The sequence below is a fragment of the Micromonospora sp. WMMC415 genome (assembly GCF_009707425.1).
GTDB lineage: Bacteria > Actinomycetota > Actinomycetes > Mycobacteriales > Micromonosporaceae > Micromonospora.
The window spans coordinates 2067650-2081007 of sequence record NZ_CP046104.1 but is presented as its reverse complement, the minus strand read 5'-3'; the positions used below and the strand labels follow the sequence as shown (position 1 = coordinate 2081007).

The following is a 13358-nucleotide window of genomic DNA, read 5'->3' as shown; positions in this document are numbered from 1 at the left end:
GGGCCCGGGCCACGGCCGGGCCGGCGCGGTCGGGGCCCACGACGCCCACCGGCCCGGACTCCGGCGCGGGCGTCCCGCCGCCCGCCTCGGTACCCTTGTCGCCGAGCAACGACGTCCAGCCGAGGAGTGCACGACCAGCATGCGGACAGGTCGACGGACCCGGGCGCCCGGCGCCGCCCGGTGACCGGGCCCCCGCGCGAAGGCGTCACCGGGCCGGTCGGCACCCGTGGGCAGACCACCCGCCGCGACGCCCCGCCCTCCCCCGGGACACCCCAGCCGGCCGGTACCCAGCTGGCGCGGGAACTGCTGGACGGGCTCGCCGACGCCGTGCTGACGACCGACGGCACCGGTGTCGTGACGTTCGTCAACGCGAGGACGGCCGAGCTGCTGCCGGAGATCGTCCCCGGCACCGACCTGTCCGCCAGCGCCCTGCCCGCCCTCGCGGCGGCGGAGACGTTCGACGCCGAGCACCGCGGCCGGCGGCTGCGGGGAGTACGGCGATGCCTCACCGGCGGCCGGTACGCCTGGTACGTCCGGGACGTCAGCGAGGAGTACGCGCGGACCACCGCCCTGCTGGCGGAGCGGTCGCGGACGGCGTTCCTCACCCGGGCCGGCAGCCGTCTCGGCATGTCGCTGCACCGGGACCACGCGTTGCGTACGGCGGTCACGCTCGCCGTTCCCCACCTCGCCGACCTGGCGCTGGTCGTGCACCGGCCGCCGGCACCGACGGAACACCTGCCGCACTGGCTGCGGTACGCCGACGGCGACCCCGCCCCGGTCGCCGGCGTCGCCCCGTGGGCCGTGACGAGCGCCCTGCCCGGCCTCCCGGAGGCCTTCGCCGGTGACACCAGCGACCCGGGCCCGTGGCCCGACGCCGACCTGACCGACCTGCTCCCGGCCGGGTTCGGCCGGCCCGGCGCGGTGCTGGTCAGCCCGGTGCTCGCCGCCGGGCGACCCGCGGGGGCGCTGGTGCTGGTCCGCCGGGTCACCACGTTCGACCCGCGCGACGTGGAGGTGGCCCGGGAGTTCGCCGCCCGGGCCGGCGCCGCCCTCGCCACCGCCGACCTGTACGGGGAAAAGGCCCACCTGGCACGCGTCCTGCAGGCCAGCCTGCTACCGCCCGAGCTGCCCGCCGTGCCGGGCATCGCCCTCGCCGGCGGCTACCGCGCCGCCGGGGACACCCTGCGGATCGGCGGCGACTTCTACGAGGTCTTCCCCACCGCCCGGGGCGCCCTGTTCACCCTCGGCGACGTGTGCGGCAAGGGTGTCGGCGCCGCCGTCCTCACCGGCCGGGTCCGCCAGTCCCTCCAGACCCTGCGCCTGGTCGAGCAGCGCCCGGCGGAGCTCGTCCGGCTGCTCGACCGGGCGCTGCTCCACACCCCGGACGCGGCCCGCCGCAGCCAGTTCACCACGGTGCTGCTCGGGACGCTGGACCGCGAGCCGGACGGCGGGGTACGGGCCACGATCGCCGGCGGCGGACACCCCTCGCCGCTGCTGGTGCGGCCGGACGGCACCGTCGAGCCGGTCCCGGTCGGCGGGATGCCGGTGGGTGCGCTCGCCGCCGCCCGCTTCGGTCGGGCCACCGTCCGGCTGGCCCCCGGTGAGCTGCTCCTCGCCTACAGTGACGGGGTGATCGAGGCGCGCGGCGGGCCCCGCGACGTCGAGATGTTCGGCGAGGGCCGGCTGCGCCGCGCGCTCGCCTCCGCCGTGGGCCTGCCTCCGGCGGCGCTGGTCGATCGCCTGCTTCAACTCGTCGACGAGTGGCTGGGCGGCCAGAGCCAGGACGACGACATCACGATGCTCGCCATGTCCGCTTCGCCCGGCTGACCGGGGCACCGGCCACGATCCCCGCCGGGCGCGTGCGCGGAGCGTACGGCCGCCGGGACGGTGTCGGCCACCCGGCGACGGCCGGTGCCGCCGGGAGCCGCTCAGGCCGTCCGGGCCGCCGGCGGCTCGTCCGCCGTCCACTCCGCCGGTGGCGGCTCGACGTCCCCGAGCGGCCAGGGACCGGGCGGTTCGGCGTACGGGATCGACTCGTCCTGCCGGCGCGCCGCCTCGTCGAACTCGCGCAGGCCGCGCAGCAGGGCCTCGCGGCCCTCCGGGCTCATCCCGGCGAGGATCTCGGTCAACCGGCGCCGCCGGTGCTCGCGCAGCTCGGTGAGGAGACGGCGGGACTCCACCGTCAGGTGCAGCGCGATCTCCCGCCGGTCGAGGCGGCCCGGCTCCCGTTCCAGCATCCCGGCCGCCACCAGCCGGTCGCAGAGCCGGCTGGCCGAGGAGAGCAGCATGCCGAGACGGTTCGCCAACCTGCGCAGGTTGATCCCGTCGTGCTGCTCCACCACCATGACCACCCGGAGCTGCGCCCCGGAGACCCGGCTGGTCGTGCTCTCCCGCGCCGTCTCCCAGACGGTCAGCAGCGCCTTCGCCGCGGCGTCGACCTCGGCAGCCATACTCGTCTGTGGTCCCGGTGGACCCTGTACTTCGACCATGGTGGGCCCGAGCGTACTCCGCCTCGGGAGGAAAGCGGACCTGCGATCAAGGAGCGGTGATGAGCGAACCGGTCAACCGGGCACGAAGGGCGCTCAGCCAGGCACCCGCCGACCTCCTCCTGGACAAGGTCGCCGAGGTCATCGGGCGGGCGTACGGCATCGAGGACGTGGAGCTACTCCAGGTCGACTACCGCCTGTCGGTGCTGCTGCCGCTGACCGGCGGTGAACCGGTCAGCGGTCCGGGGCACCCGGCGTGGCGCTGCTACGACCACCAGGTCCCGCTCGTCGCCGACGGCTACGCGTACCTGCCGGTCTCCATGCGGGGCGAGCGCCGCGGGGTGCTGCGGGTGGGCCCGGCGCCGGACGACGGCGCGGTCCTCGCCGAGCTGGCGGAGATCGCCACGGTGCTGTCGCACGAGATCTCCGCCGTGACCGACGGCACGGACGTGTACCGGGTCGCCCGGCGCAGCCGGCGCCTCACCCTCGCCGCCGAGATGCAGTGGGAGCTCCTGCCGGGCCGCAGCCGCGTCCGCTCCACGTTCAGCCTGGCCGGGCAGTTGGAGCCGGCGTACGCGGTGCGCGGCGACAGCTTCGACTGGTCCGACGACGGCGACCGGGTGTGGGTCGCCACGATCAACGGGTCGGGCACGGGCGTGGCGGCGTCGCTGCTGACCTCGCTGGCCACGTTCGCCCTGCGCAACGCGCGGCGGGCCGGCCTCTCCCTGGCCGACCAGGCGGCCCTGGCGGACCAGGCCGTGTACGAGGTGCACCGGGGCGAGCGGCACCTCGCCGTGCTCCTGATGGAACTCGACCTGCACTCCGGGGTGCTGACGGTGGTCGACGCCGGGTCGCCCCGCCTGGTGCTGCTGCGCGACGGCGAGGTTCACGACCAGCCGTTGGAGAAGCAGTTTCCGCTCGGCATGTTCGAGGACACCGACTACCGGGAGCAGCACTTCGCGCTCCGCCGTGGCGACCGGCTCTTCGTGGTCAGCGACGGCGTGGTCGAGGCGACCGGCCACGACACCCGGTACGGCGAGACGGCGCTGGACCGCTTCCTGCGGCGCACCGGGCCGATGCAGCCGCTGGACGCGGTCCGCTCACTGATCGGCGACCTGCGCGCGTTCGTCGCCGGCGACCTGGTGGACGACGCGGTGGTGGTGTGCCTGGACTGGACCGGGCCCCGGAGCTGACGGGTCAGTACGCGCCGCGGCTGTTGAGCACCGCACCGAAGGTCTTCCACAGGATCGTCAGGTCGGCGGCGAGCGACCAGTTCTCCACGTAGTAGAGGTCGAGCCGGATCCCGTCCTCCCAGCTCAGGTCCGACCGGCCGCTGACCTGCCACAGGCCCGTCATTCCGGGCTTGACCAGCAGGCGGCGCGCCACGTCGCCGTCGTACCGGGCGACCTCCGACGGCAGCGGCGGGCGCGGACCGACCAGGCTCATCTGCCCGAGCAGGACGTTGACCAGCTGGGGCAGCTCGTCCAGCGACCACTTGCGCAGCAGCCGGCCGATCCGGGTCACCCGCGGGTCGTCGCGCATCTTGAACATCAGGCCGTCGGTCTCGTTGCGGGTGGACAGCTCCGTCAGCAGGGCGTCCGCGTTCACCACCATGGTGCGGAACTTCCAGACGCCGAACTCCCGGCCCCCCTGCCCCACCCGGGTCTGCCGGAACATGACCGGGCCCCGGCTGTCCAGCCGGATGGCGGCCGCGATGACCGCCAGCAGCGGCAGCAGCACCGTCAGCGCGAGGAACGCCGCGGACCGGTCGACGAGGCCCTTGACGAGCTTGCGGGCGCCCCGGAACTCGGGCGCCTCGACGTGGATCAGCGGCAGGCCCGCGACCGGCCGGGTGTGGATGCGCGGGCCGGCGACGTCGGTCAGCGCCGGGGCGACCACCAGGTCGACACCGGTGCCCTCCAGCTGCCAGCCGAGCCGGCGCAGGCGGGTGGCGGTCAGCTCACCGGAGGCGGTCACGGCCACGGTGTCCGCGCCGATCGCGGTGGCGGCCTCGGGGATGCCCCGGAACGAGCCGACCACCGGCACGTCGCCCAGCCGCTGCGGGACCGGAGCGAGCAGCGCGTCCGGGATGCACGCGCCGACCACCTGGTAGCCCGCGTACGGCTCGCGGCGCAGCGTGTGCACCAGTTCCAGCACGTGCGCGGTGTCGCCGACCACGAGCACCTTCCGGGACCAGCCGCTGCCCCGCGAGCGGGCCCGGTGCAGGCTCTTGCGGGCGGTGAACCGGGCCACCTCGAGCCCGAGCGTGCCGACCGCCACCGAGATGCCGAGGAACCCGCGCGAGACACCGACGTCGAAGATGTAGCCGGCGATCGCGATGCCGCCGGCGAGCCGCAGGCTGGCCGAGCTCACCCGCCGGTACTCGTCGGCGCCGTACCCGAGGACACGGTCGTCGTAGCACCGCAACGCCTTCAACGAGACCAGCCAGGCCAGCACCAGGCCGGGGGCCACCACGACGTACGGGATCTCGGCGCCACGCGGCAACTCGTCGCCGAAGCGGGCAACGTAACCCACCAGGACGGCGACGATCAGCACGGTGGTGTCCAGCACCACCAGGGCGCGGACGTAGGACCGTTCAGCGGCGCGTGCCGCGGGCCGGGACGGCGGGCCGCCCGCGGCCGACGACGACCGGGCGGGGGTCATCAGCGTCGCCGACGTCACCGGCCCCTCCCCACTTCACCGTCACCGGCCGCGAACCGGCCGGACCGGAGTCGACCCGGTCGCCGTCCGGAGCACGACGCCATCCTGCCCCGAGAATTATGGCGGCCGATTGCTTCGGACGTATTGCCGTCACTTTTCCCGGCTCGCAAGGAGCCGGAAAGGGGCCTGTCGTACGGAATTCACCGCCACGACAGGCCCCGTCGCTGAGCGGCCGGTCAGGCGCCGGTCTTCCGGAGCGCGATGGCCTTCAGGAAGATCGTGCTGATACCGGTCGGATCCTCGGTCACGAACGACCCACCACCGGTGATGTCGGTGATCGACTTCAGCTCGGCCTTGCTGACGTCCCGGCCGATGCCGATCAGCACGACCTGCACCGGGCGCTCCGGGTCCTTGATCCGCTCCAGCTCGGCGAGCAGCTGCTGCTGGCTGATGCCGCTGTCGTCGTCGTTCTTGCCGTCGGTGAACAGCACGAACGAGTTGACCTGGCCCGGGTCCCAGTCGTTCTGGACCGCCTTGTACGCGGCGAGCACCGTGTCGAACAGGCCGGTGTCGCCGTTCGACGACTGCATCCGGGCCAGCGCCTGCTCCAGCGGGGCGCGCCGGGTGGTCAACGGGCCGATGTCGACCAGCTTCCGGTAGTCGCGCGGACCGTCCAGGTTGGTGGAGAACTCCCAGAGGCCGATCTCCCAGCGGTCGTCGAACAGGTTGAGGCCACGCCGGGCCGCGTCGATCGTGACCTGCTGGCGGGTGGCGCCGTTGGCGCTCGCCACCTTCTCCTTCATCGAACCGGAGACGTCGATGACGCAGAGCATGCGGCCGGACGCGGTGGCCACCGACCAGCTCGTCACCGCCCGGTCCACCGCCTGCGGGTCGAGGTCGCCGGCCGCGTTGCCGCCGCCGGCCTGCTGGGCCGACGCGCCGCCGGCCTCCGGGCTCGGGGCGCCCGGCGGGGCGCTGAACCCGACGCCCCAGTTGCCGTCCGGGGCGCGCAGCGACAGCGGCGCCAGCCGGTCACGGAAGGATGCGGTGGTGAGCCCTTCCTCGAACAGCACCCGGGCCGCCGACGCCTTGGCCGGCTCGATGCCGGGCAGCACCGCGTACGGGTAGTCCAGCGGCATCGCCGCCGGCTGGAGGTAGAGCGCCGCCAGCGGGACCGCCGGCTTCTTGCTGTTGTACGAGATCACGTCCTCCTCCGACAGCGCCGCGGCACCGAGGCTGCGAGCCACCGTGGTGGGGTCCGCGGCCGTCGGGAACTTGGCGAGGAGGTCCTGACGCAGGTTGGAGCTGCCCGTCGACAGTGCGCGCAGCGCACCGACCGTGTCCTTCTGGGCGTCCTTGCTGGCGGCGGCCGCGGCCGTGGTCAGCGAGAGCAGGCCGGAGAGGCCTGCGGCGTCACGGGTCGGGTTGACGATGCCCGCCTTCAGCGGCTTGGAGTTGTTGACCTGGCCGACGAGCTGCGCCCAGGTCAGCTCCTTCTGCGGCCAGCCGAGCCGGGAGGCGATCGGCTCCGGCATCGCCACGACCACCGGGCTGCGGGCGATGGACGCCCCGTTGCCCGGGTCGAACGCCGTCGCGCCACCGGTCTTCAGCCGCAGCAGCCACGTGGACGAATCCGGCACCCAGACGTCCGGGCTGACCGCCGTGCCCGGGGCCTGCCCCACGCCGGCGAGGATCGCGCCGTGCTTCGCGGCCACCGTGGCGGCCACCTCGACCGGGTCGGACGCGGACACGTTCACGTCGATGCAGGTGCCACCGACCGCCGCGCCCTTCTCCTCCCACTCGGTCGCGGCGGCGTCGACCGCCGGAGCGAGCTCCGTCGCCACGGCGACCGACAGCTCGATCTTGCCGGAGCAGTCGGGCGACGCGAGCTGCTGATAGCCGAAGTACCCGCCGGCAGTGACGACGAGTACGCCGACGGCGGCTGCGGCTCCCGCGGCATGGATATTCGTGCGCATACGATGGCGGCCTGCTGACACGGAGACCATCTTGCGGATCCGATGCGGGCGCCGCCACGTCCGTTCGGACGAAAGTTACGCAGAAGCAACAGTTGATCGCAGATTTGTGACACTGTGTAGCCAGTCAGCCTCAGGCCGTTGCCCTGAACGGCGGCTCAGGGTAGGACGCACGTCGGACTCGGCACCACCACGGGCTCGCCCACCGGGGCCGGCACACCGCTCGTGGGGTCCACCAGGAAGACGCGGATCATGTCCGCCCGCTCGTCGGCGACGTACAGGTGCTCACCCGTGAACGCGAAGTGCCGGGGCCACTCCCCGCCCGTGTCGACCTCGGCCACCGGTCGCGGCAGCGTGCCGTCGAGGGCGAAGACCGCGATCGTGCCGACCCCCCGGTTGGCGACGTAGAGGAAACGTCCGTCCGGGCCCACCGCGATCTCGGACGGCTGCACGTGGCCCGGCCGCTCGCTGGCCTCCACGCGACCCCGCTGGCGCATGCCGCCGTCGGCGGTCAGCTCGTACTCGACGACCGAGGCGTCGAGTTCCCCGACCAGCCAGCAGCGCCGCCCGTCCGGGTGGCGGGCCAGGTGCCGGGGACCCGCCCCGGCGGGCGTCCGCACCCGTGGCGCCCGGGGCATCAGCCGTCCGGTCGCCGGGTCGAGGTCGTACCGGTAGACCGAGTCGGTGCCGAGGTCGACCGCGAGCAGCGGGCCGCCGCTCCGGTCCGGGTTGACCATGTGGGTGTGGGCGTGCTCCTGCCGGTCCGGATCCGGGCCGTGCCCCTCGTGCCGGACCAGGTCGCTGCGCTCGCCGGGGATGCCCTGCTGGTCGAGCGGGAACACCGTCACGCTCCCGCCGCCGTAGTTGGCCACGAAGAGGTGCCGGCCGTCCGGGGCGACCGCGAGGTGGCACGGCTCGGCACCGCCCGTGGGCCGCGCACCGAGCAGGCTCAGGTCGCCGTCGGGGGCGACCCGGAACGCGCTGACCTCACCGGTGGTCAGCTCGTTGACCGCGTACAGCACGGGCACCCGGGGGTGCCGGGCCAGGAACGACGGCGACGGCGTGACCGCGACGGTGCCGAGCGGTGTGAGCGCGCCCGAGGCGGGATCCCGCCGGGCGGCGACGATGCCGGTGCCCCGCCCGCCGCTCGCCGCGGTGTAGCCGCCGACATGGACGATCACGCCCTGACCTGTCACGGGTCCGCCCTCCGCCGATTGTTCCCCGATCAAACCAGAGGCTTCCCGATCCGCCGCCTTGTCACGCCCGAAGTCCACCCTCGATTTCCGACGGGTGGCCGGCGGCGGGGCGGCCTCAGGCCGACGGCGGGCCGGCCTCAGGCCGACGGCGGAAGCGGGGGCCGCCTCAGGCGGTCGGCACCGGCTCGCCACGCTGGCGCGCCACGTGCTCGACGAGCGCGATCAGCGCCTGCTTGCCCGACTGCCGGTCCCGCGCGTCGCAGAGCAGCAACGGCACGTCCGGGTCCAGGTCCAGCGCCTGGCGTACGGTCTGCAGGCCGAACCGGCGCGCCCCGTCGAAGCAGTTGACCCCCACCACGAACGGGATGCCGCGCTGCTCGAAGTAGTCGATCGACGGGAAGCAGTCGGCCAACCGCCGGGTGTCGGCGAGCACCACCGCGCCGAGCGCCCCGAACGCCAACTCGTCCCAGAGAAACCAGAACCGGTCCTGCCCCGGCGTGCCGAACAGGTAGACCTGGAGGTCCTCGTTGATGGTGATCCGACCGAAGTCCATCGCCACCGTCGTCGTGGACTTCGTCTCCACGCCGGAGAGGTCGTCGGTGCCGATGCCGGCGCCGGTCAGCACCTCCTCCGTCTGGAGCGGCCGGACCTCGCTCAACGCACTCACCAGCGTGGTCTTCCCGGCGCCGAAGCCCCCGGCGATGAGGATCTTCAGCGCGACCGGGATACGCGTACCGGTTCTCGCCAGGTCAGAGCGCACGGAGTCCACTGACCACCGCCTTGAGGATGTCGTTGTCGGGCAGGTACGGGGCGGTCGGGGGCTGGTGCACCGTCACCAGTCCCCGGTCCACGAGGTCGCCGAGCAGCACGCGGACCACCCCGACCGCGAGGTCGAGGTCGGCCGCGAGTTCCGCCACCGGCACCGGGCGACCGGCCAGCGCCACCAGCCTCCGGTGCTCGGGGTGCAGGTCCGGGTGCGCGGCCGGGTCGGCGTCCGGCTCGGCCACCACGTACGCGACCAGGTCGAAGCCGTCGACGGCGGACCGGACGCGACCCCCGGTCAGGGTGTAGGGGCGCACCACCGGGCCGGCGTCGTCGTCCAGCCACTCGTGGCGTCTGCCCCCCTCAGCCCGCATCGCCGGTGCCCGTCGTGGACCGGGCCGGGGCGCTCATGTTCTCCCCGACGCGGGTGACGAGCATCGCCATCTCGTACGCCACCAGCCCGATGTCGGCGTCGGCGTCGCTCACCACCGCCAGGCAGGCGCCCTGCCCGGCCGCGGTCACGAAGACGTACGCCGACTCCATCTCGACGACCGTCTGCCGGACCGGGCCACCCGCGACGTGCCGGCTCGCGCCCCGGGCCAGGCTGGAGAAGCCGGACGCCAGCGCGCAGAGGTGCTCCGCGTCCGCCCGCTCCTGCCCGGCGGACGCGCCGAGCAGCAGCCCGTCGGCGGAGAGGACCACCGCCTGGCGCGCGGACGGCACCCGCTCCACCAACTCGTCGAGCAACCAGTCGAGACCGGCACTCTGCCTCGTCGAATGCAGCATCACGCGTCCCTCTCAGTCACGGTCGGGTGTTCAGGGTCCGCCGACGCCGCGCCCCGGGGGCCGGCGGCCGCCCGTCCCCGGGCGGTGCCGGCCTGCAGGGCCGACATGACCCGCCGCGCCTCCTCCGGGGTTCGCGGGGTCGGGTCGGCCACCGGCGCCCACCAGGCGGGGCCGCCGACGGCGGGTTGCCGGAGCGTGGGACCGTCCACCGCCGGCCGGCGGACCTCGACGGTCGTCTCGCCCGGATCCGTCACGTCCGCGGCGGTGGTCGGCGCCACCCCGCCGCGCGGGGCGCCGTCGGCCGGCGGGTCGCCGCCCTCGTGCCCGGGCGGGGCCGTGGTGACCGTCGGGTCGGGCACACCGGCTTCGCCGTGGTCCGTCACGTCGCCGGCCGTCCGTTTCCGGACGGGGGCACGGAGTGGCGTGACCGGGCCGCGGTGGCGGACCCGGCGGGGCAGCCCGTCGATCTCACCGGCCACCTCCGCCCGAGCCGGGCCGCCACCGGGCTGGGCGTCGGCGGGAAGGGACGTGGCCGCCTCCGGGGCACGCGGGCGCGGGGGACGCGGGAGCGTCTCCCGCCGGCCGGCCCGCCGCCCGTCCCGCCCCGGGTCCGACGACTTTGCGGGCAGCAGCGGCGGCTCCTCGGTGACCAGGTCGTTCGGGACGAGGACCACGGCGGTCAGGCCGGCACCGTCGGACGGGCGGAGCCGGACCCGTACCCCGTGCCGGGCGGCCAGCCGGGCCACCACGAACAGGCCGAGGCGGGCCGTGCGGGTCGGGTCGAACTCGGGCGAGGACGCCAGGCGGCGGTTGACGTCCTCCAACGCCTCGCTCGGCATGCCGAGCCCCCGGTCGGTGACCTCCACGGCGTAGCCGTTGGGCAACCGCTGGCCGGAGACCAGGACCCGGGTGCCCGGTGGGGAGAACGCCGTCGCGTTCTCGACCAGTTCGGCGAGCAGGTGGATCAGGTCGCCCACGACGCGGCCGGTCACACCCGCGGGCTGGACGTCGGCGATGTCCACCCGGTCGTACGCCTCGACCTCGGAGATCGCCCCCCGGATCAGGTCGACCATCGCGACCGGGTTGCGCCACCCGCGGCCGGGCGCCGCGCCGGCCAGGATCACCAGGTCCTCGGCGTGCCGGCGCAGGCGCGTCGCCAGGTGGTCGACCCGGAACAGCTCGGCCAGCTCGTCCGGGTTCTCCGTACGCCGTTCCATCCGGTCGAGCAGGGCGAGCTGCCGGTGCACGAGGCCCTGGCTGCGCCGCGCGATGTTCAGGAACACCTCGTTGAGGCCCCGTCGCAGGTTGACCTCGTCCTCGGCGGCCCGGATGGCGGTCCGCTGCACGGAGGTGAACGCCCGCCCCACCTGGCCGATCTCGTCCGCGCCGTACTCCAGCGACGGCGCCTCGCGGGCGACGTCCACCTCCTCGCCGCGCCGCATCCGCGCCACCACGCCGGGCAGCCGGCGTTCCGCCCGTTCCAGCACGGTGCGGACGCGGACGAGCCGGTACGCGAAGGAGCGACCGACCCGCAGCGCCACGACGAGCGAGACGACGACGGCGACCAGGCCCAGCACCCCGGCGGCCGCGAGCCGGACCAGGATGCCCACGGCGGTGGGCACCGACCGTTCGGCGAGGCCGTCGGCCTGGGTCAGCTCGAACTCGCGCAGGGACTGCTGGACGGTGTCGTAGTCGGTCCGCCAGGCGTCCGCCGCCACCTGGGGGCGGCGGCCATCGGTGGTGACCAGCGCGTCCTGCATGGCGCGCAGCCGAGAGAACGCCGCCTGCTCGGTCAACCGCTGGTACGCCCTGTGAGCCGCCTCGGGCAGGTCCGCCACCGCGGCCTCCACCAGCAGCCGCTGGTTGCCGATGGTCTGCACGAGCCGGGTGTGCTCGTCGTCGGCGAGTCGACCGGAGACGAACGCCCCGGCCAGCAGAGCGTCGGTCTGGCCGAGCAGTTCCCGGGCACGGCCGAGCGCGGTGATCGCCAACGCCTGGCGGTTGAGTTCCGGGTCCGGCAGCGCGGCCATCCCCTCGTACGCGAAGAACGCCGACGAGATCATGCCGCTGTAGAGGCCGAGCGCACCGGAGCGGTCCACCGCCCGCCGGTCGATGAACTCACGACCGGCGGGCAACGCCTCCAGGGCGACGACGAGATCGTCCAGGCGCTCGTCCAGCAGGTCGTCGGCGGCGTCGCGCAGCTCCTCACCGTTGATCCGGCGGAGCAGCTCGGAGACCGCCCGGTCGGTCCGGCGCCGCTGCTCCGCGAGGCCGGGCTGGGCCTGGTCGGTCGACAGGTGGATCACCGAGAGGCGGCGCTCGCGTTGCAGCTCGACCACGACGGCGTCACCGGGCCGGCCGAGGTCGTACAGGAGCGTCCGGGCGGAGAGCAGGTCCAGCGCGGGCCCGAAGGTGAGCGTGACGGCGAAGATCCAGAGCGCGAGCAGGGCGGTCACCGGCACCACGACCAGCGCGGTCAGCTTGGAGCGGATCGGCCAGTCGCGGGTGTTCACTCAAGACCTCGCCCGGAAGGTGTGGCTGCGGGGGTGCCGGCGCCGGCCGGGCAACGCCCGGCGCAGCGCACCCGGCGGTGGCGCCGGGACGCCATCGACGGACGCCTTGGGCAGGATACGTAATCAGCGCCGGTTGCACTACCGTCCGTCCATCGTGCCGCAGGCGGTACGGACTCGCGGCTGTCCCCCGGCGCGCGACTCCGCACCGTGGACGGTGCCGGCGGGTCAGCTCCGACGGCCGCCGACCGAGGAGACGCTGGCTGTCCTCTCCCCTAAACGCCCGACCTGCGGAACGGCCCCCACGCGACGAACCGGTCGAACAGCTCGCGCGGGCGTGGCCCGTCGTGCGGGTTGAGGTGGTAGAGGTCGTGCATGGCCTCGTAGAGCAGACCGGCGAGATAGATGGAGAGGCTGGGCATCCTGCCCTCGAACTCGGCCTTCAGCAGGAGCCGGGCTTCGGCGCACGGCCACGGCTGACCGCACGACCGGCACGCCCACATCGGTCGCAACGGGATGTGCGGGGGTCTGGTTTCGGTGCGGTAGCGGGGATGCTCGGGGTGCGGCCCGAGTCGGGGCTGCGGAAGCTGGGCGAAGATCACCACCGGCCTCCGTTCGCCCGCCACCGCTGGGCGGGGGTCAGCCAGCCGGCGCGGCCGGGCCGGGGGTACGCCTGGGTCGGCTCGGTCATCCAGGCCGGCAGGTTCCGGCCCCGAACCCGTTGCGGCAGCTCCGGCGGTTCTCCGCTCCGGCACCGGAACCAGCTGATACGCACATCGACCTCCTCGACGGTGGGAAGGGCCGCCCCGCCCGGGGGTGCGGGGCGGCCCCGGCAGGACCCGCCCCACCTCACCCCTCGGCGGAGCGGGTCCGCATGGGTGACAGTCTGCTGAGGACACCGCTACCCTCGAAAGGCATCGACGCAGGTCACGGCGGGGGTCTGGGGATCACCCGCGCCGACTGGCGACGGCTGGCGATCTTGAC

The 13358-nt window shown here is 74.4% G+C and carries 12 protein-coding genes; 2 read left to right on the top strand and 10 right to left on the bottom strand.

The genetic code is table 11. The annotated features are described in order from the left end of the window. The first annotated feature begins 180 nt into the window (after nt 1–180). Nucleotides 181–1827 (top strand): PP2C family protein-serine/threonine phosphatase, encoded by a 1647-nt coding sequence (locus GKC29_RS10085; RefSeq protein WP_230688979.1) that lies wholly within the window; start codon nt 181–183, stop codon nt 1825–1827. Between the two features lie 101 nt (nt 1828–1928). Here GKC29_RS10085 and GKC29_RS10080 read toward each other — a convergent pair whose 3' ends face one another. Next, on the bottom strand, nt 1929–2450 hold the full coding sequence (locus tag GKC29_RS10080; protein ID WP_155330572.1) for a MarR family winged helix-turn-helix transcriptional regulator: 522 nt from the start codon (nt 2448–2450) through the stop codon (nt 1929–1931). A 98-nt stretch (nt 2451–2548) separates the two neighbouring features. Between GKC29_RS10080 and GKC29_RS10075 the strand changes: the two genes are divergently transcribed. Continuing rightward, nucleotides 2549–3679 (top strand): PP2C family protein-serine/threonine phosphatase, encoded by a 1131-nt coding sequence (locus GKC29_RS10075; RefSeq protein WP_155330571.1) that lies wholly within the window; start codon nt 2549–2551, stop codon nt 3677–3679. 4 nt (nt 3680–3683) lie between these two features. Here the strand turns inward: GKC29_RS10075 and GKC29_RS10070 are convergent, their stop codons facing one another. From GKC29_RS10070 to GKC29_RS10030, 9 genes are all read right to left on the bottom strand, one after another. Continuing rightward, a complete protein-coding gene (locus GKC29_RS10070; protein WP_155330570.1) occupies nt 3684–5168 on the bottom strand; it encodes a sugar transferase in 1485 nt (494 codons plus the stop codon). A gap of 215 nt (nt 5169–5383) precedes the next feature. Continuing rightward, entirely contained in the window at nt 5384–7144 is a 1761-nt protein-coding gene (locus GKC29_RS10065) for a substrate-binding domain-containing protein (RefSeq protein WP_155330569.1), read from the bottom strand. A gap of 134 nt (nt 7145–7278) precedes the next feature. Then, nucleotides 7279–8316 (bottom strand): lactonase family protein, encoded by a 1038-nt coding sequence (locus tag GKC29_RS10060; RefSeq protein WP_155330568.1) that lies wholly within the window; start codon nt 8314–8316, stop codon nt 7279–7281. A gap of 166 nt (nt 8317–8482) precedes the next feature. Continuing rightward, on the bottom strand, nt 8483–9085 hold the full coding sequence (locus GKC29_RS10055; protein WP_155330567.1) for an ATP/GTP-binding protein: 603 nt from the start codon (nt 9083–9085) through the stop codon (nt 8483–8485). Continuing rightward, a complete protein-coding gene (locus GKC29_RS10050) occupies nt 9066–9452 on the bottom strand; it encodes a DUF742 domain-containing protein (RefSeq protein WP_155330566.1) in 387 nt (128 codons plus the stop codon). Before GKC29_RS10050 ends, GKC29_RS10055 begins: the two co-directional genes overlap by 20 nt. Then, nucleotides 9442–9867: a roadblock/LC7 domain-containing protein gene (locus GKC29_RS10045; protein ID WP_196255846.1), complete on the bottom strand. Its 426-nt coding sequence runs from the start codon at nt 9865–9867 to the stop codon at nt 9442–9444. The genes GKC29_RS10050 and GKC29_RS10045 overlap by 11 nt, the downstream gene beginning before the upstream one ends. Further along, nucleotides 9864–12377 (bottom strand): nitrate- and nitrite sensing domain-containing protein, encoded by a 2514-nt coding sequence (locus tag GKC29_RS10040; RefSeq protein ID WP_155330564.1) that lies wholly within the window; start codon nt 12375–12377, stop codon nt 9864–9866. Before GKC29_RS10040 ends, GKC29_RS10045 begins: the two co-directional genes overlap by 4 nt. A gap of 272 nt (nt 12378–12649) precedes the next feature. Then, nucleotides 12650–12976, bottom strand: coding sequence for a hypothetical protein (locus GKC29_RS10035; RefSeq protein WP_155330563.1), 327 nt, complete (start codon nt 12974–12976; stop codon nt 12650–12652). Next, nucleotides 12973–13149, bottom strand: coding sequence for a hypothetical protein (locus GKC29_RS10030; protein WP_155330562.1), 177 nt, complete (start codon nt 13147–13149; stop codon nt 12973–12975). The genes GKC29_RS10035 and GKC29_RS10030 overlap by 4 nt, the downstream gene beginning before the upstream one ends. Nucleotides 13150–13358: the final 209 nt, after the last annotated feature.

Excerpts from the sequence above, each read along its gene's own strand:
- GKC29_RS10080 (WP_155330572.1), bottom strand. The coding sequence starts at position 2,450 with ATGGCTGCCGAGGTCGACGCCGCGGCGAAGGCGCTGCTGACCGTCTGG.
- GKC29_RS10075 (WP_155330571.1), top strand. The coding sequence starts at position 2,549 with ATGAGCGAACCGGTCAACCGGGCACGAAGGGCGCTCAGCCAGGCACCC.
- GKC29_RS10050 (WP_155330566.1), bottom strand. The coding sequence starts at position 9,452 with ATGCGGGCTGAGGGGGGCAGACGCCACGAGTGGCTGGACGACGACGCC.